This window comes from Enterococcus sp. DIV0800 (assembly GCF_050559735.1).
GTDB lineage: Bacteria > Bacillota > Bacilli > Lactobacillales > Enterococcaceae > Enterococcus_A > Enterococcus_A devriesei.
The window spans coordinates 563,940-587,258 of the sequence record NZ_CP187899.1 but is presented as its reverse complement, the minus strand read 5'-3'; the positions used below and the strand labels follow the sequence as shown (position 1 = coordinate 587,258).

The 23,319-nt window shown below is 40.7% G+C and carries 20 protein-coding genes and 1 other annotated feature; of the genes, 2 read left to right on the top strand and 18 right to left on the bottom strand.

Annotated features, from left to right (window positions below; all coding sequences use genetic code 11):
- Nucleotides 1–14: 14 nt before the first annotated feature.
- The 18 genes from IGI54_RS14690 to IGI54_RS14605 form a co-directional block, all read right to left on the bottom strand.
- The gene (locus IGI54_RS14690) at nt 15–1,031 is read right to left on the bottom strand and encodes a proline racemase family protein (RefSeq protein ID WP_071862119.1); all 1,017 of its coding nucleotides are present in this window, start codon (nt 1,029–1,031) and stop codon (nt 15–17) included.
- 179 nt (nt 1,032–1,210) lie between these two features.
- Nucleotides 1,211–1,690 carry a glycine/sarcosine/betaine reductase component B subunit gene (locus IGI54_RS14685; protein ID WP_071862120.1) on the bottom strand — a complete coding sequence of 160 codons (480 nt, stop codon included), beginning with the start codon at nt 1,688–1,690 and terminating at the stop codon, nt 1,211–1,213.
- Nucleotides 1,691–1,717: 27 nt separating this feature from the next.
- Complete coding sequence (gene prdD, locus IGI54_RS14680) at nt 1,718–2,455, bottom strand: proline reductase cluster protein PrdD (protein ID WP_379947141.1); 738 nt, start codon at nt 2,453–2,455, stop codon at nt 1,718–1,720.
- A gap of 85 nt (nt 2,456–2,540) precedes the next feature.
- Nucleotides 2,541–3,266 carry a D-proline reductase (dithiol) protein PrdB gene (prdB, locus tag IGI54_RS14675; protein WP_311901140.1) on the bottom strand — a complete coding sequence of 242 codons (726 nt, stop codon included), beginning with the start codon at nt 3,264–3,266 and terminating at the stop codon, nt 2,541–2,543.
- Between the two features lie 3 nt (nt 3,267–3,269).
- On the bottom strand, nt 3,270–3,575 hold the full coding sequence (locus IGI54_RS14670) for a CBO2463/CBO2479 domain-containing protein (protein WP_071862124.1): 306 nt from the start codon (nt 3,573–3,575) through the stop codon (nt 3,270–3,272).
- A 9-nt stretch (nt 3,576–3,584) separates the two neighbouring features.
- Nucleotides 3,585–5,483 carry a D-proline reductase (dithiol) proprotein PrdA gene (gene prdA / locus IGI54_RS14665; protein WP_071862125.1) on the bottom strand — a complete coding sequence of 633 codons (1,899 nt, stop codon included), beginning with the start codon at nt 5,481–5,483 and terminating at the stop codon, nt 3,585–3,587.
- A gap of 27 nt (nt 5,484–5,510) precedes the next feature.
- The gene (prdC, locus tag IGI54_RS14660) at nt 5,511–6,800 is read right to left on the bottom strand and encodes a proline reductase-associated electron transfer protein PrdC (protein ID WP_276327096.1); all 1,290 of its coding nucleotides are present in this window, start codon (nt 6,798–6,800) and stop codon (nt 5,511–5,513) included.
- A gap of 566 nt (nt 6,801–7,366) precedes the next feature.
- Nucleotides 7,367–8,722: a peptide MFS transporter gene (locus IGI54_RS14655; protein ID WP_071862127.1), complete on the bottom strand. Its 1,356-nt coding sequence runs from the start codon at nt 8,720–8,722 to the stop codon at nt 7,367–7,369.
- A gap of 26 nt (nt 8,723–8,748) precedes the next feature.
- The gene (gene pepI, locus IGI54_RS14650) at nt 8,749–9,630 is read right to left on the bottom strand and encodes a proline iminopeptidase (protein ID WP_071862128.1); all 882 of its coding nucleotides are present in this window, start codon (nt 9,628–9,630) and stop codon (nt 8,749–8,751) included.
- A 15-nt stretch (nt 9,631–9,645) separates the two neighbouring features.
- Nucleotides 9,646–10,722, bottom strand: coding sequence for a M24 family metallopeptidase (locus IGI54_RS14645; RefSeq protein ID WP_216430414.1), 1,077 nt, complete (start codon nt 10,720–10,722; stop codon nt 9,646–9,648).
- A 525-nt stretch (nt 10,723–11,247) separates the two neighbouring features.
- Entirely contained in the window at nt 11,248–11,697 is a 450-nt protein-coding gene (locus IGI54_RS14640) for a threonine/serine exporter family protein (protein ID WP_071862130.1), read from the bottom strand.
- Nucleotides 11,698–11,717: 20 nt separating this feature from the next.
- Nucleotides 11,718–12,476, bottom strand: a complete 759-nt coding sequence (locus tag IGI54_RS14635; RefSeq protein ID WP_430621654.1) for a threonine/serine ThrE exporter family protein — start codon at nt 12,474–12,476, stop codon at nt 11,718–11,720.
- 492 nt (nt 12,477–12,968) lie between these two features.
- Complete coding sequence (locus IGI54_RS14630; RefSeq protein ID WP_311901147.1) at nt 12,969–14,039, bottom strand: M24 family metallopeptidase; 1,071 nt, start codon at nt 14,037–14,039, stop codon at nt 12,969–12,971.
- Between the two features lie 146 nt (nt 14,040–14,185).
- Nucleotides 14,186–15,703, bottom strand: coding sequence for a chloride channel protein (locus IGI54_RS14625; protein ID WP_311901149.1), 1,518 nt, complete (start codon nt 15,701–15,703; stop codon nt 14,186–14,188).
- Nucleotides 15,704–15,757: 54 nt separating this feature from the next.
- Nucleotides 15,758–16,816: a replication initiator protein A gene (locus tag IGI54_RS14620; RefSeq protein WP_430621653.1), complete on the bottom strand. Its 1,059-nt coding sequence runs from the start codon at nt 16,814–16,816 to the stop codon at nt 15,758–15,760.
- Nucleotides 16,817–17,468: 652 nt separating this feature from the next.
- The gene (locus tag IGI54_RS14615) at nt 17,469–18,008 is read right to left on the bottom strand and encodes a hypothetical protein (protein ID WP_216430418.1); all 540 of its coding nucleotides are present in this window, start codon (nt 18,006–18,008) and stop codon (nt 17,469–17,471) included.
- Nucleotides 18,009–18,020: 12 nt separating this feature from the next.
- Nucleotides 18,021–18,869, bottom strand: coding sequence for a ParA family protein (locus IGI54_RS14610; protein WP_071862136.1), 849 nt, complete (start codon nt 18,867–18,869; stop codon nt 18,021–18,023).
- A 977-nt stretch (nt 18,870–19,846) separates the two neighbouring features.
- On the bottom strand, nt 19,847–20,914 hold the full coding sequence (locus tag IGI54_RS14605) for an iron-containing alcohol dehydrogenase family protein (RefSeq protein ID WP_430621652.1): 1,068 nt from the start codon (nt 20,912–20,914) through the stop codon (nt 19,847–19,849).
- A gap of 135 nt (nt 20,915–21,049) precedes the next feature.
- Nucleotides 21,050–21,282 (top strand) — a binding site (T-box leader).
- 160 nt (nt 21,283–21,442) lie between these two features.
- Here IGI54_RS14605 and IGI54_RS14600 point away from each other — a divergent pair.
- Complete coding sequence (locus tag IGI54_RS14600) at nt 21,443–22,267, top strand: MetQ/NlpA family ABC transporter substrate-binding protein (RefSeq protein WP_430621651.1); 825 nt, start codon at nt 21,443–21,445, stop codon at nt 22,265–22,267.
- A gap of 21 nt (nt 22,268–22,288) precedes the next feature.
- Nucleotides 22,289–23,302 (top strand): methionine ABC transporter ATP-binding protein, encoded by a 1,014-nt coding sequence (locus IGI54_RS14595; protein ID WP_430621650.1) that lies wholly within the window; start codon nt 22,289–22,291, stop codon nt 23,300–23,302.
- Nucleotides 23,303–23,319: the final 17 nt, after the last annotated feature.

Below are 23,319 nucleotides of genomic sequence, written 5' to 3'. Positions count from 1 at the left end.
CCCCTCCTTCATTTCTACCCTAATAGGAATCCTTCTTTCAATGAATCTTTCGGATCAACTAAGAATGAGTTGTATCCAGTGACATAAGCTGAGCCAGATACTCGCGGAATAATTGCTTTATAGCCGCCTACTTCAGCCTCTTCAACAATTTCACCTTTGAATTTAGTACATAAAATACTTTCATAAACAAAGGTATCGCCAACCTTCATTTCACCCTTGCCATACAATGTGGCAAGTTTGGCGCTAGTACCTGTTCCACATGGTGAACGATCGACTTGACCATCACCAAAGACAACCACGTTTTGATAGGTCGCATCTGGACTTGTCGCTGGTCCGTAGAATTCAACCAAGTCTACTTCTTTGATGTGTTCCAACGTTGGATGTTGGATTTCGATTTGTTCATTAACCGCGTCACGAATAATCATACCGATTTCATTAAATTTAGACGCGTTTTCTGGTTTGATCTCTAAATTGATTGACGCAGCTGGCAAGATTGCGAAGAAGCTACCGCCAAAGGAAATGTCCATTGTTAACTCACCGATTTCAGGAACATTCACGGTGACATTTTCTTTATAAAGGAATGATTCCACGTTTTCAAATGACACTGACTCTGCTGAGTAGTCTTCATCTAAATGGACTGTTCCGCGAACGATTCCTGCTGGTGTATCTTGGACAACTTTGACTTCCCGTTCGCCTTCTTTTACTTCGACCCAGCCTTGTTCAACCGCTGAAGTCATTGCCGCAATCGTATTGTGTCCACACATATTCAAGTAGCCACCTGAATCCATGAAGATGATCCCGTAATCCGCTTCTTCGTGAACAGGCTCGGTAATAAACGCACCAAACATATCACGGTGTCCGCGAGGTTCAAGCATCAACATTCTGCGGATATCATCTGCTTCTGTTTCTAAATACGCGCGTTTGTCTGCCATTGTTTCACCAGGAAATTTGGGAATGCCACCGATGATTAAACGTGCAGCTTCACCCGCTGTATGGGTATCGATTGCTGAGATCATTTTTGATACTTTCATGATGTTCCTCCTCGTATTCATCATAAAGTATTTATTTTTCCATGTTCGGGAAAAATAAATCTGATTTTCGAGTCGCGTATCATTAAGCAAAAGTCGCAGCCCCAAGTAGGAACTAACTCTAACTTTAGAGCGACTCAGTTTGGTTCTTTTACATCCGTATCAACAAAGACACTGATGGTTTATCTGATTTGCTGATTATCTTTTCGCATTTTTAATTTGATTGACGCAAGCGCTTTTACTGCATCCCGCTGATTGATCGTATTTTCACCAACAACCTCGGTTTCGATACCGGCTTCAGATTTATTAAAATCTAAAACGTGCTTCGTAAAGTCATTTTCCACCACAAATTTCGCTTGTGTACCAATGAACTTAAGGCCAATCACGCTAATATCTCGCCGACCGATTTCTTCCAAGGTGTTCGCAAAGTCCACGTCTGAGTTGCCCCAGCCATCAGTTGACGCAATCACACCATTGGTGCGCATACCCTCCAGCCATGCAGCCGTTCGCTGCCCGACTAAGTATTTCATCGCATTACTCTGCGGTGTCCCGACAACTACGACTCCTTGAAAATCAATATCAGGGTCCTTTCCTAAAAGGTCCACTAACGGATCTTGGAAATGATGCAGCGATGTTTCTTTTGTCGATGGGCCAATACCCATAACGCCACCACCTATCCCTTATTTACGTTAGACCATAGAACGAATTGCGCCATCACGATACTCATTAGCTGATAAAAAGACCGGCATATTGTTCATGTCGATAATTGAATTTCCGCCTTTGAAGCCGCTTGGTTCATTGGGAAAGAGCAGCATGTCGTACATTGCTCCTTGTCCAGCCACTTGTTTAACTAAAGCGACCTTCGGCTTTCCTGGGTTCGTTTTTTCTTCATAAACATGGGTCTCACAGGCAGATCTGCCTTCCAGCATTTTCATTCGTTCGCGAATTTCTTGCATAAACTCATCCACGATTGCAAACATTTTAAGACAAAGCTCACGATTAAAAGGGGTCCCCTTTTTCGCTAAAAGATCAATCAAAATGATATAATCCTCTGCGTTAGGCGTCCCTGCTCGATTCAATACTAAATGATCACGCAATACGCCTTCAGAAGAACCAAATTCATGCATTTGTTCTCCTTCTTCGATTGCTCCCGTCATTACAACGGAAACACCGGTAAGTGTATGCGTGATCCCAGAACCCAACGCACCCAGCACCTTCGTGGATATCGGAATGATATCCATGATGGTGTTGGTCTCAACATTATGCTGATGTGGTTGGAGCAATCGAATCGTCAGCTTCTGAATAGCGGCGTCCTCGCAATCAAAGTCTTGCTTGATTTGCAAGCGAGTGGGTTCCATTCGGAAGTCGTTACCGACTGTAACTTCTTCCATATGGAAAACTTTGATCTTTAATGTTTCGCCTCGCATCAACACACCTACTTTCAAAGTAAATGGTGATTAAGCAAGAAGCGACTCACGAAAAGTCGCTACTTTTTTAATTCACCTGCTTGATTTAGACGTGGGCAATGTATTCATAAGGTAATGGAACAATTTTCCCTGGCGTTTCGATTGATACTAGTGCTTCCAGTGTATCTTTCATGATACCTGTCTGCATTTCAATGTTATGTGGTTCTCCAGCGTTAGCACCCATTGGTACACGCGGCGCAACGGCACGCGGTGTTCCATTTTGACGAACAACTGGCGGTAATGCTGCAATTAAAATAGTAGGAATCCCGGCTTCCTCGATAGCTCTCTGCACGATCACGGCAGTTCTATGACAGGTTCCTCAGCCAGCGGTTAAGATGACTGCGTCAACTTCTTCTTCGACTAATTTTTGAGCAATTTCAGGTCCAGTCACATCGTGGAAGGCGTCTTGGTCCCCACCTCCACCCATAAATGCGTAGTGTACTGGTGCAGATTCTTTAATGAATCCTTCTTTTGCTAACTCGTGTAAACGATCCAATGGAAACATTGAATTGATGTCACGGTTCGCATCGGCATTATCGTACCCACCGTGAGAAACCATTAATTCATCCGTTTTTGCAGTATCTGGAACTTCACGGTATGATGTATCACCTGCTAAGTTAAACCGTTTATCTGTTTTTAAATGTACGCCGGCTGCTGTTGCTAAAGCCACACGCATTTCTTTAAGCTCTTTTTTTACAGGGGTAAAGACAGATTTTGGCGTAATCGGCACAAAAATTTCTGACTGTAACCCTTCAAAGACTGTTAAGCCCATGTGTTAATTCTCCTCTCTTGCTTCTTCACGTTTTTTTCTGGCCTCGGCCCGACGACGTTCATGCTCGTAAATAGCTGTTTTATAATGTTCATCAGGTTCTTCGGCCAAAACTTCTGGATAGGTCATTAAAAACCCAACTTCTTGACCAATTTCTAAATCATATTCAGAAATGATCATTCGACGTGGTATTTTAAGTTGGCCCAAACGACCTTTCAAATCGATCGTCACACTGGCATCGTGGAGTTCCACGATAATCCCTTCAAACATCTGTTCCGTCGAAATATATTTGAGTTTGTTCATTCCATCCATTACTTCACCTTATTCTACTTCGTAAATTTCTTGACGTTTTTTACTCTTAGGTAAGACTTGTTCATTGTCGACTAAGTCGATTTTCTTACCTGTGGTTTTTTCGATGATTTCAATGTTGTTGGCTTTTACGCTTGGGTTCCATTTACGTTCAGCAGCCTTGATTGTGCCACCGCCCATTAATGTCTTCAGCATTGCTAAATCACGAATTGCGTCTTCTTTACATAGTGTGTTATTTGACAAGATTTCGTTTTCGATCCCTTGCATTGATTTATTGTTGTCCACCATCGCAATCATTTCTGGATTTCCAACAACTAACGCACCTTGGACAGCTGAATAAGAGTCGCCGACAACTTTAATACCGCGTTTGCCGATTTCTTCGATATGAGAAGCAAAGTCGATATGGTTATTCCCAAATCCTTCGGTTGTAACGATTGCACCGTCAACATCCATTGCTTCGATCGTCATTCCTAAACGTTTAGAAACATAGTACTTTTCTGTATTCGCTTGTGGAGAACCAACAAACATAACACCGACTAAGTCAATTTCTTCATCTTCCATCGCTTCACGCACTAAAGGTTCTCTCCAGTAGTGGCGAGAAGTTTCTTTTGACGCTGGTCCAATACATGTTAAGGCGTGGATCCCGCCATCTAATACTTCTGTTGGTGCTAAAATGATTGGTAAGTTACCAAGATCGACGTTAGGTTTCGCTCCTAATGTCCCAACTGGTTCGATTGGCATAATCAAGTTATCGTGCATCGCACCTTGACCCATGATCTCTTTAACGATGACCACGCGTTTATTACCAATCCGGCGTGTTTGTACGATTTCATCATGTTCCACAACCAATGATTCGTCTGCTTTTTTAACAGCTTCACGAATTTCTTGAGTAATGTAGTCTGATGCTTTATGAGCGGCTAATGGTCCAGGACGTTCCATATTCGCGCCTTCTTTGATGGTCACTTGTGTCTTAATGAAGATTTCGCCTTTATCTGGTGCACCAGGACGTCCCCACATGATGTTACGGTCTAATTCGCCTTCTGATGAACCGAATTCTCCGATTTGTACACCATTGGCATCGGTCCCTGTAAGCACCATGACAACGCCGTCTAAGACACGAGTAACGCCATGGCCGATATCGGCACCATCAACTTTAGCAGCGATTGGCTGTACGTCCATGATCGTTTCACTATATTCGTTGTATTTATCTGGTGTAATGATTTCAAAAGTAACACTTTCAACTAGCTCTTCCATCTCTGCTGCTTCTTCGCACAAATCTTCCATTTTGCGTAAGACTAACGTTGTACCGTCGATTTTTGTTTCGTCGCCGAAGATAACTTTTTCAATCTTCATATGGTCACGACGAACAGAACGAACAACCTTTTCTTCCACTTTTGCTTCTGGAGCTGCTGCCTCAGGTGTTGGAGCAGGAGCCCCTTCAACTGGTTGCGCTGGCGGTGCTGCTACTGGAGCGACACCCATTTGACCGGCAACAGACATTGGTACTTCTAAATCAATGCCGCGTCCTTCAGCGATATGGATTCTAATTGTTTGCCCGCCCACTGGTGCGACTGGCGCAACTGGTGGTACTGGAGCCATTGGAGCAGCCGGAGCTGCGTCTTCAGCAGGAGCTGCTGGCGCTTCTTCTTTAGTGTCCTCAGAAACACCATCTAATAATTCTCTTGTTAATGGAATCAGTGCATCTGTTGTTTCTTTTAAAGTAGTACCAAGTACTTGTTCGATTGTTAGAGTATCCTCAGCTAATTCTAGTAAGCCTGAATCCTCTAAATCTGGAAAGATCGCTGGATCTTCTAAATCATCTGCTGCGATCACTTTGCCCGCTTCTGCACGGCAACATAATACTGCAGGATCTTTGGCATGTTCTTTAGCAGTTTCTGCTGTAATAGACATTCGTTAATTCCTCCTAAATTGTTTTTCTTAATTTGTAGGTAATTTACGATATAGTCTGTGCCCATCAGCCCGCAGTACATGATCTGTATGATGATAAACCGGAACTCCTAACCTAGGAGCTACACCCATGACGGTGTTTGTTCAATCGGAACAGGACCCGGTCATTACTACTTCTGCGCCTTGTTTTTTCAAGGACATGACAGTCGCGGCTTGACCTGGGCATATACCTGGTAAGGCACACCTATATCTTCCATTTACTTCTACCATTCGCTTGCAGCGTTCTGCAGCGACAACTTCAGCGCCCATATTGTTCGCGATTTCAGTCATCCGTTCAGCGGAGCCTCCGCATTCACAGATTAAAAGACCGACTTTCCGGCTTTCTTGTGGGAACGGCATTGCGACTAGCACACCACCACTTGTTTTGGTGATTGGTGTCATCTCATCGCCGCTTCTTCCCGTCATTGGTCCGCCAATGACGATCTCACCATGAGGTTCGACATAGCCGCCAACATTGTTGATCAGTGTTTTGACCGGTGTACCGATTGGCACATCTACAAAGACCGTTTCTTTTTGCTTCACACGTCCAGAAACAGTGACATCTTTATCAATAAAAGGCTTACGATCCTCGATTGCTTCCGCGATACGCTTAATTGTTTCAACATTGTCAATTACCGCACCGACTTCTGTTGGAAGCTGACCAGGTTCTAAGACAACGTCCATGACTTCACGAACGATCATTCGTTCATCACCTGCTGGATAGATATCCGGCAATTGATAAACATCTAAGGTTGCATCTTCAGAAACAGCCTTCAATAGGCGTGTCACTAGCAAACGATGCTTGCCTTTGACTGCGATCACACCTTTTGGCGCTTTAGTCATCTCCATACAATATTTCATTCCGCGAATCAGTTGATCAATGTGTTCACTCATTTGTTTGACATTATGAGCTAACAACGCTTCACATTCTGCACCGTTGGCAATAAAAAGACCTTCAGGAATCTCACAGGCAAGCTTCAAAAAAGTTGGAAAGCCTGCACCACCGGCACCGACAATTCCAGCAGATTCAATCGCTTTTGCGTGTGATTCCACTTCAGGAATCGGTACATACGTTGAAAAATCTTGTTCTTCATCAATCACCAAAACAATATTTTCACCATTTACATCAACGACATTTCCAGAAAAACTCGCATGAATGTTTGCTCCCAGACCATTTGGTTCAGCAATTAGTTGTCCGCGATCCACGTGGTCACCAGCTTTGACGATTCCCTTACAAGGAGCACCGACATGTTGTTTTAATGGTATTAGAATTTGTGTCAAATTAGTTCACCTCCTCACTTTTACATTTGTTCGAACTTGAGCAAATCAGCCACCCGTAGTTCAAGTAAATGATAGCACACTCGTATCGGCGATAAAAGGCTGTTTGCCGATATTTTTGATATTTTCTGACGAATAGTTTTACAAATCACACATTTTTTTGGATTCTCTAATTAAAAATTAATGAAGAATCTCGCGCTTTTAAAAAGCGATTACATCTGTTGTAAATTAAGTGATTTATCCCATATCACAAATGGATATGAGTAGAAAAATAAACTTACACTTAAAAATATAATTTGTTATTTCACAGATTTAATATTTTGGGTTTCTCGTTATTTAACTGAGAGCTATTATCAATTAAATAACCATCCTATAAACTGAATCTATCGATAAATAATTTATTATGCTTCTTTTTCATATGTATATTTGTACACATATCGTTTCTTTTAATAGTTTTGCATGACTCGCTACTAGCCAACTTTTTATTCCTTTTTAAAACGTGCACTCTTTGAGGTCAAGCTACAAAAAAAGCTCCACCCATTGAAGGGTAGAGCCGACTTAGTTTAAAATTATTCAGCTGTTTCTAATTTGTCCAATGATTTACTAAAGAACCATAAAATCAAGCCTAATACGATAACAACAGCTGCTAGAATGCCATAACCCATTTGGAATTTCGCTGGGTCCGCAGTTTCTAGAATCGCATAAATGACCGGATAGATCATTTGGGAGAAGAAGACCGCAATCGTCCAAACACCTAATAATAGTCCCATCATTTTTGCTGGTGCTAATTTGGCGATAAATGAGTTTCCAAGTGGAGAGAAGACCATTTCACCGACTGACATCAATAGGCTGACTAATGCCAACCAAAGGATTCCAGTATGACCATTACCAATCATATCCGCAATGACCATGACCACGTAAGAAATACCTACTAACATCATACCTAGTGCTGTTTTCTTAAACATACTCATATCCCCTTTAGGGCGAGCTGCTAACTTCGTCCATAAACGACCTAAGACTGGACCTAACACAATACAAGTCAAAGCGTTCATTGAGTCAAAGTAAGAAGTAGGGATCTTGAAGCTTCCAACGACCCAGTTAGCACGTTCAATAAAGCCAGCACCATCACCATAACCAAAGTAGAAGTACGCAGGCATATACGCTAAGTACCACACTGTCCAGAAAACGACAGAGAATAAAGTAACCAAAATAATAGCAAGGATACGTTTTTTATCCCCAGATGTCAATTTTGTGTTTGCCGCATCATCTTTTGTAGCGGCTGTTTCATATTGTCGTTGATCAACTTTAAATGGTTTTTTCCCAGCTTCGCCTAATGAACGGCTGTTTCCAAGGAACCAAAGTGCATCAATCAATAATAAAATACCACAAATCATAAATAAGAAGTTAAAGCCAAAACCTTTTAATAATAATACTAAGAAGGTCGTTCCGATAAATGAACCGATGTTAACAAAAGAATACTGAACTGAAAAGGCTTCATTCAATTCTTTTTCATCACTGAAAAGCAAGGCATTTACACCAGATAAGTTTCCTTTGAACAAACCGGTTCCAAGAGCGACTAAGATGATCATCACCCAAACCATTGGTAGCGAATGGGCTTGCCAAGCGACTAAATAGCCGGCCCCCATCATAATCATTCCGGCAGCCACGCAAAGTCTCGGACTTAGCCAATAGTCAGCGATGTATCCACCGAAGGTCGGTGTGATATAAGTCGCAGCAACGAAGAAAGCTGACATCGATACCCCTTGGGCACTAGTCATCCCTAAGCCACCAGCTGCAGCCGTTGTTGCAATCCAAATCGTCAATAAGTACTTTGCCGTATAAAAGGCACAGCGTTCAAAAGTAAAGCCGAGCGCACAGACATAAAACCCAAAAGGCTTTTTATTTTTTACTGGAGTTGTTTCCACTATCATTCCTTCTTTCTTCAACTAGTTTAATCGTTTGCTGCTAACCATTCCGTCAACAGCTTCATGTATTTTTCCCGTTCCTCAACAAATGGCATATGTCGGCTGTAGGCAAACAGCTCCCATTTTGCTTCTGGAATCGCGTCATACATCGTTTTTGCGACAAGCGGCGTACATAAATCATTGGTGCCGCTAGTTACAAGTGTTGGGATCGTCACATCACGTAATTTTTCAGTGTAATCATAGTCATGTAACGTTCCTTCAGGTGAATACTCATTCGGCCCCCAAGCTACGACATAGCTTTCGGTTCCCGGAACTTTCTCCCGCCATAACGGCTCAGGATCATTTTTGGTAAAAATGGGTGCCGCATGGCGAACCATATAACGATCATTGGCTGCCAAATAGGCTGGATCATCATAAACACCTGTTTCTTCCGCTTTCGCGATCGCCGCTTGGTCTTCTTCAGACATGAATTTGATCATCCGATGCTGTTCTTGGGCCCAAAGTTTCGCAGATGGCAAAGTACTTGAAAGTACCATACTTTTTACGCCTTTAGGAGCATAATCACAAACATAGATAATCTCTAACATTCCGCCCCAAGATTGACCTAATAAATGAACTTCATCCAAGCCTAAATGTTCTCTCAACGCGATCAATTCATTGACCCACGTTTCTTTTGTCCAAAGCTCTGGCTGAGATGGCACCGCGGACTTCCCGCAACCTAATTGATCATACATGATGATCTGACGGCCATCGACCGCCATTTCATCAAGTACTTCAAAATAATTATGGGTTGATCCGGGTCCGCCATGCATGACAATCAATGGTTTCTTATTGTCAGCTTGTTCGCCGACAATCCGATAATAAGTCTGATGCCCTAAATAGGGCATGTAGCCTTCTTCGATTTTCATACGTTGCGCGGCCTCCTAACCGATTATTTCTAAATCTTTCGGATAATGATTCAAGTTTTCGCAACCGTCCTCGGTCACAATCACCAAGTCTTCAATCCGCACACCGACTTCGCCTGGAATATAGATCCCTGGTTCGATCGAAAAGACATTGCCGACTTCCGCAACATTGTCGTTAGCGCCGGAAACATCACCCGTTTCATGGCAATCGATACCAATGAAATGGCCTAAACGGTGAGTAAAGTATTCGCCATAGCCTTTTTCTGTGATGTAATCACGAGCCGCTGCGTCAAGTTCTGAGAATTTTACGCCTGGTTTTACAAGGTCGATCGCACGCTGCGCCGCTTCTTTGACGATTTCATACACTTCGCGACCTTTGTCCGAAACTTCCTTATAGAAGAACGTCCGTGTCATATCAGAGGCATAAGAGTTTTTGATTCCGCCAATGTCCAAGATGACTGAGTCACCAACTTTAACTTTTGAATCATCCGTTTCGTGGTGAGGATCTGCCGCATTGGCACCGTAGCCGACGATTGGATCAAATGAGAAGCCAGTGTTGCCTAGCTCTTTATAAATCTCACCTAATTTGTCCGCCATTTCTGCTTCAGTTAATTCTTGCGGCAGTAATTTTTTCAAGCGATCGATTGCAATTTCGTTATCCGCTTGGGCGTCACGCATCAATTGTTTTTCTTCTTCATCTTTGATGGCGCGTACAGCGTCGGTAATTTCTGAACCATTGCCTAATTTGGCATTTGGCACAAGTTCTAACAAGTGCAATAAGAAATGTGCTGGCCAGTTCTTATCGATACCGATTTTTTTGTCCGTATCAACATACTCTAAAACTTTTTTCACAGCGTCGTCGGTATCATCAATAAATACTTTTTCCACGCCCAAATCTTCTTCGATCGGGAATAATTTGTTGACGATCAATGTGTTTTTGTTTTCAGGCGTAATCACTAACACTAACAACCGTTCACCAGGATGAATCCAGCGACCAGTTAGATAGAAAATAGTTGTTGGATCTGAAACTAACAGTTGGCCATAACCTTGTTCATTCATTTTTTCAATTACTCTTTCAACGCGACTTTCTTTCAAAATCTTTCACTCCTTTAAATAGTATTCGCCCGTAGGCATTATTAAAAACAGCTCGACATTTCACTCGGCTGTCAATAATCATCATTCGCGGAAATTCAGCTGCTATGTAACAGATAAATACTCATAATAGAAAAATGTGCAACTATTCACCTACCACTAGTTTTAAAATAACCATAAAACCATGTACATTTCAAGGATTAATTGCAAAAAAACCATTTTTCAAAATTCGTATCCGCTTCCAGTATTCTACTATAATTTCCGCGAGGTTTAAACATTTCTTAAAACTTTTTTCTGGTAAATCGCTATCTAACCATTATTTTCTCAAGCATATCAACAAATCGTCCCTATCGCCGTTATAATCATTTTGTTATCTATTTCTCATTAACTTTCTTTTTTATTAAAAAGTCGGGATTATCAATAACACTTTATTCACAAAAAAAATTCTCTATCAAAGCATTAAAACCAAAAGAAAAGACGGACTGTTGTGTAACAGTTCGCCTCCTCTTTTTGTTTACGTAGCTGAAATTAGCCTCGTTTCATTTTATGATAGGAATAAAAAAATTTCGGGGATAATTCATAGCCTGCGGTAATCCCCACTGCGATTGCGATCGCGATTTTCAACACTTGGACACCAATTTGCGCCGCTTTGAGGGAGTCTCCGATGAAAAAATTATAGGTAAAGTTATAGATACCCATCCCTGGGACTAAACAAAAGATCCCGCAAATTAAAAAAATCGTCACCGGTGCTTTCAAGGCAAAGGAAGCTTCGCGAGAAAGATAGATTAAGACTAACGAAGCGATAAAGGTCGCTCCCACCGGTGCCACCCAAAAGCGCATGATCAATAAATAGATGAACCAGCCGCAAGCGCCGATCGCTCCGCAATGAACATAGTAGCGACGCGGGACTTCAAATAGGATTGCAAAAGAAATCGTACCTAAAAAACCCGCCAAAATTTGAAATAATAAATTGATCATCGACCTTACCTCCTCTTTTTTTATAGTGTGTTAAAAATTTGCAAGACGAGTCCCACACCGACTGACACACACAAAGCTGTGATCAGTGCATTGATCATCTGACCCCAGCCAGAGCTGTAATCCCCGTCAAATAAATAGCGAATCCCATTGACGATCGCCACCCCTGGCAAAAGGGAAATGATCCCGCCAGTCACCAAGCTAGTCAACTGTAAAGCCGGAATAAACTGGACGAATAAACAGGCCAAGATACTGACAAACGCACTGCTGGTAATGGTTGAAATGATGTCTGACATATTGAATTTTGGCAGTAAATACATCGAAAAACAGGCCAGCAAAACCCCTAAGAACAATGCCCCGACGGTATCCCACAAACTACCCCCAAAAATAAAACAAAAACTAGCACTGCCAAAGGCATACGCGAAAATTTTCAATGGATTTGAAGCAAAGGACTCACGCTTAATATCTTGTAGCCAATCACGAGCATCTTCTGGACTCAGCCGTTTTTCTGTTAATCGTCTGGATAACGTATTGATTTGTTCGATCCGCCCCAAATTAATCGGCGAAATAGGAATGTCTCGTACTCGTGCTTGCACCGTTTGGTCTTTCAAACGTGCGGTCATAAAGATTCCATTAATCAAGACAAAACTATCAAATTCCTTCAATTCCAACGCTTCGGCAATATGGCGAATCGTCGTCTCGATTCGCTTGATCTCCGCCCCATTTTTTAATAAGGTCTCGCCTATATCATAAACAAAATCAAAAGCTTCCTGCTCTTTCATCGGCCTCCCCCTCTCTAAATGAAAAATAAATGCCCTTTTCTGACTGAACTTTACGTAAACTATTTCGGAGAAAAAGACTAAACGTATCTATGCGTTTTTAATTCTGTTAAAAATCCAATTTGTAGCTGCCTCAGCTAATATAAATTTATTTTGCGAAATACATGAAAAATTATACTAATCCTCATCACCTATACGATCGGACTAAACTGCTCTTACAATATTCTGACTACATACACAAAACTGGCCTACGAATTTTTAATTCTGCAAAAAGCGCAACTAACCGATAGCTCAATTTAAGGAATTTATTTTTCGAAAAACACGAAAAATGATTCTAATCTTCGTCACGCGTACGATCGGACTAAACTGTTCTTACAATATTCTGACTACATAAACAAAACTGGCCTACGAATTTTTATTTTGTGAAAAGTCCGACTCGCAAAAACGACGACAGCTTTTTTGCTGTCGTCGTCAATAGTATAGCGTATCTAATACTTATAATTCAATCAAATCATGAGAAATACTGATCATATTTTCGTAGCCGTCGTCGGTGATCAAGACTTGGTCTTCGATTCGTACGCCACCCCAATCAGGAATGTAAATACCCGGTTCGATGGTCATTACCATGCCCGTCTCTAACACATCATCGTATTGTTCATCGATATATGGTAATTCGTGCACGAATAAGCCGATACTGTGGCCAATATTGCGGTAGGTGTATTGCGGATAGTCCGTGCCTTCCAACGGTTTCAAAGAGGCTTGATAAATATCTTTTACCGCGGCACCATTTTTCATCACAGCCATTGAAGCTTCTAAACTTTGTTTTTCAAGTTCGTATACTTCCCGTTGCTTGTCTGAAGCCTTGCCGACAACAACCGTCCGGGTCATATCAGACATATACCCTTCATACTGACAACCGAAATCCATCAACACAAAATCGCCATATTCGATGGCTTTTTTCGAAGGAATTCCATGTAATAACGACGTATTGGCTCCAGAAATCAAAATATTGCCGTATGGTTGTGTATCGGCTCCTTCTTGGACCATGTACATTGAAAGCTTCGCAGCCAAATCTTTTTCGGTCACGCCAACTCGAATTTCAGGCAGCAGCCGTTCTAAAGCCCGGCAAGAAATTTCACAAGCATTGCGCATGTATTGGATTTCCTGTGGCGATTTGATCGCCCGCATGCGATCAATCACACCGCCGGCTTGGACAAATTCCGCCTTCGTTTTCGTCGTAAAGTCGGAATACATATCATAAGTTAAATAATCCGCTTCAAAAGCGATTGTTTTTATATTTTTTTCAGCAGCTAAGCGGGCCACCGTGTCTCCAACTGTTTTCCCCGGCAACCGCCAGTTGATGATTTCATAATCGGAAACTTCAATATCAGCTTGTTCCGTATAACGTGGGTCCGTTAAAAAATACTGGCCCTCTTGTGTGAGCAAAATAAATGAATCGTCTCCAGTCCAACCGCTAGTAAAACGAACATTCACTCTTTTGGCAATAAAAAAAGCATCCAGTTTTTCTTTTTCCAAATACCCACGAATCTTTTCTTCGTTTAACATTGTCACACGTTCCTTTCTATTTTGAAGTTCTAGCCTTCTCCTAACTAGAGTAGCAGTCGGCAGAACTTTGGTCAACGCTTTCAAAAAAATTGACCCCTCGTAAAAAAAAGAAGCAGTGATCAAAATTGATCGCTGCTTCTTTTTTTTTATTTTCGACGATGACGGCTCATTCGAGTCAGCGGTTGTTCAGCTGCTGACGGTTTTGAAGGCGTCTCGGTCTTTCTTTCTGTCACTCGTGGACGTTTTGCTTCACGCGTTAAAAGTTCCTTTTTCGGTGCTTCCACTCTTGGCTGGGCATCAAGCTTAGCAGCTTTTTTACGCTCCGCAGCCTTTCTCAACTCCGCAACTTCAGTGGCAGACGGTTTTTCCTCGGTTTGAACATTCGCTTTTACTGGACGTTTCGGCAATTCAGGAAATTTGAAGGACTTGATCGTTTGCTCCTCTTGGAAAAACGGTACCCGTTGTAAAAATAGATTTCCTAAGTAACCTGCCAACCAAATCCATAAAAACAATTCCACTGGAAACAGCAGCAAAAACAGACACGCTGTAGCAAACGGTTTTTTCATGACGACCGCACAGGCACTCGCTGTAAATACGGCCACCAAAAGGCCTGGAGAATAAGGTAAAAGGTTCGCAAAGGCTAAGCCTACGGCAATACTGGAAAAAATCATTGGAAAGATTGTTCCGCCCCGCCAATTACAGGCTAAGCAAAACATCGTAATCGCGACTTTTCCAAAACCAATCACTAATAGCAAAAAGAAATTCATCGTTTCTGCTTGGCGAGTAAAGGACAATAAATTATGCTCTCCGGAAAAAAGGAAATACGGCGAAATAATACCTAATACACCTAAAATGATCCCCGCTGCAATCGCCAACGGCAACGGGTTACGAATCCGTTGATTCAATTTATCACTTTGTTCCTGTAAAACTAAAAAGAATTTTCCAAAAAGCGCCCCTAGCAGAATGATTGGGATCACTAGTAATAATCCTTGCCAAGTAAAACTGCTCTCCATTCTGCGAATCGCAAAGACCTGCTCTTGATTTGGAAAAACGTTGTAAATTAACAAATAGCCAATAAAACCCGTAAAGGTTGCGAAGATATACAAGACGTATTTCTTGATCTTGCTTTCCGTCACTACCTGCCAGTCATCCCCTTCAAGTGAACGACCAACTCCAAACAGTGGTGTCATAAAAATGACTCCTAGAGAAGTCCCGACGCCAAACTCTACCAAATCTGCCCGTTGCGCCTCCGCAATCTTGCGACGATCCGCCACATACGTGACTAAGCCGCCAATGATTGCGACTAAAGCTGCTTCCGGCCCTAAACTGGCTCCAAACAGCAAGACGATCAAGGCCCCCAGCAAGTTTTTGACCAGCTTCCCGCCATGATAATCGATTCGCTGCGTTTCTTGATACTCTTTCAGTGATTCTTGCAAGGTTCGGGGATAACGACCAAATATTTTTACAAAGAATCCAATCGCCACACCTCCGATAGTACAGACAATCAAAGGATAAAACCGCGGATTGCCAACAGCTTGCGGCAATAGCTGCCATAAAAGCTGATGGCCCAATTCCGACAATCCCATAAACAAGGCTACAATCGCTCCGACAGCAAAGCCTAAAGCACCACTGTAGCCAAAAAACGTTAGTTTAAACTTATTCATAAAATTAACCTTTCTCTGTTAGACTCCGCTACATTATAACAAAGGTTTTGCTTCTTAGGAGGCCTTTTTAGCGACTTTTTGCGTTTTTTTCTGTTGAATCAGCATTTGTACGCCTGAAAGGGTTTGCTTTAGCTCCGGTGTCAGCTGATAATGGTCCACTAAATACTGTCTCGTTTTTTCGGTAAAGAACCCCTTCATAAAGGCAAAGAAAAAGGCTTCTGGATTTTTGACGGTTTTGTAACGATACATTTGTTCGATCGCTTTGGCAATCGCATCCGCCAGGTCCCCACGGAAGTACTCATTATGTTCAAACGTTAAAACATCAGACTCTGCCGGTAAGCCAGCTTGAATAAACTGTTTGGTACTTGCATATTTTGCTTTAAAAATTGTGTCCACATACCAGCGTGCTTTTTGATAATTTCCTTCACAAAAAGGCAGGAACCGTTGAAACGCTTGTTCCGGAATCAAATGGGCATAGCGAGCACTTAGGGCCTGAATCAACGTTTGATCCTGAGAAATAGTTTGAGTCGAGGTAGAAACTGTTACATTTGTTGCATTTGTTATTGGTTTTGCTAAATGTTTTTGTGTACTTGTAAGCAAATTTTGCTTGTTCCCAGCCGCAGATTCTGCTTCTCTATCCACAGTGGATAACTTTACGGGCTCTTCTGTTTTATTTTCCACAGGGACTAAAGATTTAGTGGTTGTATAGTTTTTAAAGGCTAGTTTCGGTAAAATGCCCTTTTCAGGTGCTAAAGGATTAGCTACATAAATTCGATAGTTCTTCAATCCATGACGAAGAACTTGAATCAACTCAGCGTCAATCAAGGCAGTTTTCAAATTAGTTATTTTTCTTTGTGATACTCGCAGCAATTCAGCGGCCTCTTCATTAGAAAAATAAATGTATGGCAGTCCAGCTTCATCCAGCCAACTCCCCTCTTTTTGGGAATTGTAAATACTGCAAGTCATACGCATGGTATATAAAGCATGAAGCATCATTGCTTCAATGGAAAGCTGTTCATAGCGGGGATTATTGATCAAATTCAAATCAATTGGGATATAATTTCCGTTGGGTAAGTTCGTTGCGGTCATGATGTTTTGTAAGTTTGTGGACATGACAAAAAACCTCCTTATTTAGTCTTTCATATTTATTAACGAAAGTTTTTAAAGGAATGCTTACTGTCACATTAACTAATTGAGAAAATGTCCCAAATATGGTACACTTAATAAAGGTTAGGCAAACACCAATTTTTCTAACTCTTTAAAGATTTATTTGTATGTGACATGCTAATTCGCCAAAATTAGCTCAAACCTTTGAGTTTAAAGATCGCCAAATCTTTAAACTCTTTTTTTCGCTTTTTTCTACATGTCTAGAATAATAGATTGAAACCCTATTGTAAAGCGATTCCTGAGCATCTTTTTTTAGAGTAAACTTTTTATTTGTTTATAAAAGCAATTGTGGTTTACCTGAATATCGAATTAAAAATAAATAGGGTTTACTTTATTAAAGGATACAAAATCTGTTTCGGTAAACTTCATTTTAACGAAACATTCTCTCCCCTTCTATCAAAGCTGTGGATAAAAAGTATGCTTGATAAGGACTCTATTAGTTATCCACAGGAGAGAAAAAAAGACTCGCTCTTCTACAAAAGTAAACTTTTTAAAGAAAATTAAGGTTAATAAAGGTAAACTGAATTACAAGATAACATTAAAAAAAGTAAACCTCAATGCAGGATATAATCAGCATTGAGGTTTACTTTTTTTAGCTCTAATTCTCATCGTTTTCTAATTCTTTGAATAATTTTTGGTATTTCGGCTTGCCTTTATACTCCTCCATAGAGGCTTCTTCAAGCTGATTTAGGAAGTTTCGGTCGTCTCGCGACAAGCCTTTTTCTAAATAATAATCGTAAAGATAATCAATCATCTTATCAGGAGTATAGCCATCAAACTTAGCGTTGATCAAGTTCTGCATACGAATTTTAGTTCGTGCTGAAATTTTTTGCATTTCTAACGCTTTTAAACGAGGATCATAGTATTGACGCTTTCTCCCCCTCTTCCCTGCTTCATTTTCAGAAGATTGAGTGGGATTTTCTTGGGGATGATGACGTTCGCTGAAGTGCCGCGTTTCTTCATGGGCGGCGGAACGCCGAAAATCAGTTTCCTGACTTAAGGTTCGGTTTGCTAACAGATCCTGAGAACTTGGTTTCTTCTCCTCTTTGTCCTGATTAGAATATTCGGACATTTTTTCAATGCCCTTATTCTTCTTGTTCGCCGTTAAAAGCGAATCTAGCTTCATTTTTTTCGCCATTTAACGTCTCCCCTACTCTTCTCCACTTAATATAAGACGATGTTCGTCAATTTCATCTAAAATATTGACGAAAACTTCATGTGCACGTTTATCCCACTGCTCCACTTTGCCATTTTTATTGATCTCATAAGTAATTCCTGAGCCATCATAGCGTTTTAACCGGCTTTGACTTAAAACAACGGTATCTAAAAGGTGTGCCCCATAGATGTCCTTTGCTGCGGTATAGATCTCTTGGTCTACCGAATCACGTTTTTGCATCATAAAAGGAACGATTCCCACGACTTCCAGGTCGGTGTTGTATTGTTCAATGAAGAAATTCATGTAATCAATGTAGTTCTGCGCGCCTTTTAGTGATTTAACCTGCGTTTGTAGGATCACAATAACATATTCTGCTACATACATGGCCGCATTTGAATACGTGCTGATCGTCGGCGGAACGTCGATATAGATGACATCATAGATACTTTTTAACGGTTCGATCAACTCTTCTATATATTTAAATTGCAATAATTTATCACCAGGATATTTTTCAATCATATAATCTGGAAAATCTGAAAATGAAATATTTGCAGGAATTAAATCCAAATTAGGAATGATTTGATAAATCGAAGACTGGATGTCCCCTGAGCGGACCGCTTCCCAAATAGTTGCATCAAATTCCTCCGGCAGTGTATCGTTCCCAAAATTTTCCGCGGTCAGAGACAAAACATCACTCGTATTTCCCTGCGGGTCTAAATCGATTACTAAGGTTTTGCGATTCTTACGAAAAGCACTCTCGAAAGACAGCATTTGAACCGTCGTTGATTTACCGACGCCGCCCTTAAAATTTCCTACTACATACGTTTCAGCTTTTTTTGGCATAAAGATTCTCCAATCATTAGTTCTCTTTTAAAGTTTACTATAAAACGATTGAAAGAGCAATAAAGTTTACTACAATTATTTTAATGAGGTAAACTATAAAAACAAACTATATTGAAGTAATCTTCAAAAAATTTAAATAAAAGTATACTTCAAATCTAAAATAGAGGTAAACTTAAAAATGAAATGAATTTAGAATTACGGCTTAAAATAGTTTACCTTAATTATTATTAATAGAGTAAACTTTTTAAAATAAAAGTTTACTCTATTAATAATATGAAGTATACTTAATTAAAGTTTGAAGTTTACTACATATTTATTAAAGTAAACTATATAAAGACATAAATACCTTTATTAAAGTATTTATACACTTAAAAAGTAAACCATTTATTGAATAGAGTAAACTTTTAAAGTTAAAAAGGTCAACTGTTAAAAAATAAAAGTAAACTTATGATATTTAAATTTACCCAAATTAATTAAATTTAAAGTAAACATCAATAATTAAAGTAAACTTCTAAGTTATTTAAAAAAGTAAACATTAATTATATAAAGTAAACCGAATAATTCATTAATAAGTAAACTGTATAAATTTGAGGTAAACGTTATTTCGGTTATTTGTAGTAAACCTTTTGGAAAACTAAAATAAAGTAAACTACAAAAATATAAAAAGAAGTAAACTCTATTTAACAAAGGTTTACTTCTTTTGTGTTCTATTTGTGTTCTATAAAGTTAGTTTGAGGTAAACTTTAATTATATAATTAGAGTTTACTTTTTTATGATTGAAATGAAGAAATTCAACTAAGTTTTTAAAGTAAACCGTTAAATTATATTTAAGGTAAACCTATTTCAAAATGAGTATACTTTATTTTAAATCCTTTTATATCAATATTATTTAGAGTTTACTGTTAGAATAAATATTGAGGTAAACTTTAATATAACAAAAACCCAATGAGGTAGACCTCATTGGGTTAGAGTAAACTTTATAAAGATTCGACTTTTTGAATTGCTTGGTAGATTTTTTGAGGTGTAATTGTTGGGTCAACCATATTAAAGGTTTCATTCAAAGAAGCTGCGTGGTTGACAACCGGTGTCAATGCTTCTTCTGATAGATCAAAAACATTTAACTCAGCTAGCTTTAAGGGCAGACCGGCCGCTTGGTAGAAGGGCTTTAGATTTTCGATTTCTGCTAAATTATTCGTATGAGCTAATTGGACTAAGATACCGTAGGCAACTTTTTTACCATGGAGTTGATCGTGAGTGTTTTCAAGGTAGGATAAGCCGTCATGAACGGCATGGGCCCCGGCTGAACGACCAAAACCTGCTGCGAAGCCGCCTGTTTCACCGGCTAAGCCAATGATCGTATCGGTCACGCGACTAAAGGCGGGGGAGGCATGACGATTTTCCAAATCCTGAATGGCAGGGATCGCATCGGTGAGCAGAAGTTCTTGAATAGCTTTTGCACTAGCAATTCCTAGTCGGACGTAGGCAGTTTTCTCATCTGCTGCCAAATTTCTCGTAATACCTTCGATCTCGTACCATTTTGCTAAGGTATCGCCAATACCGGCGACAAAATATTCTTTAGGGGTGGCTAATAAAAATTTCCAATCAACTAATGTTAAAAAGGGCGCACGCTTCATGTACCCTATGGCTTTAAAGGTTCGATTTGGGTGGTAAACAGCGACAATCGGCGTGAAGGGTGCACAGTTGGAAATCAAGGTTGGGATCACTATCAGCTCAGCGTTTAGTTCTTCGGCAACCATTTTGGCGGTATCAATCACGCGTCCTGCACCGATAGCCAGAATCAAGTCTGATTGCTGAATTTTTTTCGCGATTTCTACGGCGTTCTCATGACTAGAACTGCCATCATAGCGGTACGTCGGATAATGGAGCTCTTTATGGTAAAATTTTCTAAAGGCCTCTGAAGATTTTTCTCCAGTAACGATGGAAATCTTTTCAAAATCAGCTAAATAGCTGGGTAAGCTTTGCAAAATATTGTCTCCACTGACATAGCGATTCGCGCCAGGTCGAACTTCGGTAGTGATATCCATAATGATCAGCTCCTAAAATTAAATTTCAACTAGTTTATGCCTAATTTAAATGAAAGTCAATTGTGTTTTTGATGATAAAAAGAGTTGACAGTATTCATTTAGACGTGTAAGATACGATTTATCAATTTGCAAAACAAAAACGTGATGAAGAGAAAAGTATAAATGACAAAGCATCAAAGAGAGTCCGGGCAGGTGAGAGCGGATATGTGGAAGAATTTAGAAAATGGTCTCTGAATGGCAGCGTCGATAAGTAGACGGTGACGGGGCAGCGCTCGTTAACAACGCTCAAGTATGATTGTACTTGTTGAGGTGATAGTCGCGAGACTGTTGCAAATGAAGGTGGTAACACGAGTAAGCTCGTCCTTTTCCAGCACAAAATGTGTGGAAAAGGGCGGGCTTTTTTTGTGAATTGTTCTTCCTGTTTCAGCAGGGTAGAACAATCGATGAGAGTTGATTGCGGGTTCGTCCACCTACTGTAGTGAGTTGTTAGCAAATTGAGATTCGAATGAAAAAATGGAGGAATGACGAATGAAAAGATTTGGTAGAGGGATTGTATTGAGTGTGGCGTTGTTTGCGGTGAGTGGATTATTGGCGGGATGTGGCAGTAAAGGGGAGGCCAAGCCGTTAGATCAGAAAAAAGTGACGATCGGGGTGACTTCGGGTCCCCATCAGGAAATCATGGAAGAAGTTGCCAAGCAAGCGAAGAAGGATGGAATAGAGTTAACCGTAAAAAATTTTGACGATTATAATACGCCTAACACCGCGTTAAATGATGGTGATTTGGACGGCAATAGCTACCAAACACTCTCTTTCTTAGAGCAACAAGTGAAGGATAAAGACTATCAGATCAGCTCTGCTTTTAAAACAGTGGCTTTCCCATTAGGGGTTTACTCTAAAAAGATTTCTAATTTAAGTAAACTTCAATCGGGAGACAAGGTAGGGGTACCGAATGACCCAACCAATGAGTTTCGCGCGTTGAAACTTTTGGAAAAAGCCGGTGTGTTGAAATTGAAAGCTGGGGTAGAGGTGAAAGCGACCAAAAATGATATCGCTGAGAACCCTAAAAACATCGAGATCGTTGAATTGGAAGCTTCTCAGATCCCTTCACAGCTTGGCGAATTAGCAGCTGCTGCAATCAATACAAACTTTGCCTTTGGGGCGGGGCTGACGATCAATGACGATGCGATCTATCATGAACCGTTAGAAAATAATCCAAACTACAATGTTTTTGCGGTACGGACGAAGAACAAAGACGACAAAGTCATTAAAGAAATCGAAAAATATTATCATTCGGCTGAAACGAAGAAATTTATCGAGGAAACATTCAAAGGTTCGGTTGTTCCGGCATTTTAGTGAAAAAGAAGGAGGATGCATATGATCGAGCTTAGAAATGTCTCCAAAGTTTATCAACAGAAAAAGCGCCAGATTGAAGCGGTTAAAGAGGTCAGTTTAAACATAGAAGCGGGAGAGATTTTCGGCGTAGTCGGTTATTCTGGTGCGGGTAAATCCACTTTGATCCGGATGATTAATTTTTTGGAGCCGCCGACGAGTGGGGATATTTTGATTAATGATCAGAATTTACGAGAACTTAACAAAAAGGAATTATTGTTAACTAGACGGAAGATTGGGATGATCTTTCAAGGCTATAATTTACTATCGACGGCGACGGTCTATGAAAATATCGCGAAGCCATTGAAGCTTGAAGGTGTGGCCAAGGACGTGATCGCTGAGCGAGTGGCTAAGTATTTGGCCCTTGTGGGATTGACGGACCGTAAGGATAATTATCCCGCTCAACTATCAGGCGGACAACGACAGCGGGTGGCGATCGCACGGGCATTGGCTCATGAGCCGGAGATTTTATTGTCTGATGAGGCGACGAGTGCCCTTGATCCGGAAACGACGGAATCGATTTTACGTTTGCTGATGAAGATCAATCAAGAGCTGGGGATCACAATTTTTCTGATTACCCATGAAATCGAAGTGGTCCAGAAAATTTGTGACCGAGTAGCGGTGATGGAAGAAGGAAGGATTGTGGAGGCTGGGCCTGTGATCGATCTGTTTACCCGTCCTAAAGAAGAAACAACGAAACGATTCATTGGCGCAAATGACAGCTACGGCGTCCCAGAAGACGTTTTAGCGGCCTATAAGGGTACTGGCCGGCTAGTCCAACTACAATTTATCGGGGATGAAGCAACGGAACCCGTCTTATCGCGGGTCGCGAAGGATTTTGCGTTGTCACCGAATGTTTTAAGCGGCACGATCGGTTATTTGAAAGAGAAACGTCACGGACAATTATTAGTCCAGTTTTCTGGCGGTGAGGAAGCGGATTTTCTAGCCGCCAAGGACTATATCAAGAGTCAGGGAGTCTTGATTGAAGAGGTTTGCTGATAAAATTGAGAGAAAGT

Coding starts and splice junctions, on each gene's coding strand:
- IGI54_RS14690 (WP_071862119.1), bottom strand. CDS start 1,031: ATGAAAGTATCAAAAATGATCTCAGCAATCGATACCCATACAGCGGGT.
- IGI54_RS14685 (WP_071862120.1), bottom strand. CDS start 1,690: ATGGGTATTGGCCCATCGACAAAAGAAACATCGCTGCATCATTTCCAA.
- prdD (WP_379947141.1), bottom strand. CDS start 2,455: ATGCGAGGCGAAACATTAAAGATCAAAGTTTTCCATATGGAAGAAGTT.
- IGI54_RS14670 (WP_071862124.1), bottom strand. CDS start 3,575: ATGGATGGAATGAACAAACTCAAATATATTTCGACGGAACAGATGTTT.
- prdA (WP_071862125.1), bottom strand. CDS start 5,483: ATGTCTATTACAGCAGAAACTGCTAAAGAACATGCCAAAGATCCTGCA.
- pepI (WP_071862128.1), bottom strand. CDS start 9,630: ATGAAAATCGAAGAAGGCTACATGCCCTATTTAGGGCATCAGACTTAT.
- IGI54_RS14640 (WP_071862130.1), bottom strand. CDS start 11,697: ATGATCAATTTATTATTTCAAATTTTGGCGGGTTTTTTAGGTACGATT.
- IGI54_RS14635 (WP_430621654.1), bottom strand. CDS start 12,476: ATGAAAGAGCAGGAAGCTTTTGATTTTGTTTATGATATAGGCGAGACC.
- IGI54_RS14630 (WP_311901147.1), bottom strand. CDS start 14,039: ATGTTAAACGAAGAAAAGATTCGTGGGTATTTGGAAAAAGAAAAACTG.
- IGI54_RS14625 (WP_311901149.1), bottom strand. CDS start 15,703: ATGAATAAGTTTAAACTAACGTTTTTTGGCTACAGTGGTGCTTTAGGC.
- IGI54_RS14620 (WP_430621653.1), bottom strand. CDS start 16,816: ATGTCCACAAACTTACAAAACATCATGACCGCAACGAACTTACCCAAC.
- IGI54_RS14615 (WP_216430418.1), bottom strand. CDS start 18,008: ATGGCGAAAAAAATGAAGCTAGATTCGCTTTTAACGGCGAACAAGAAG.
- IGI54_RS14610 (WP_071862136.1), bottom strand. CDS start 18,869: ATGCCAAAAAAAGCTGAAACGTATGTAGTAGGAAATTTTAAGGGCGGC.
- IGI54_RS14605 (WP_430621652.1), bottom strand. CDS start 20,914: ATGGATATCACTACCGAAGTTCGACCTGGCGCGAATCGCTATGTCAGT.
- IGI54_RS14600 (WP_430621651.1), top strand. CDS start 21,443: ATGAAAAGATTTGGTAGAGGGATTGTATTGAGTGTGGCGTTGTTTGCG.
- IGI54_RS14595 (WP_430621650.1), top strand. CDS start 22,289: ATGATCGAGCTTAGAAATGTCTCCAAAGTTTATCAACAGAAAAAGCGC.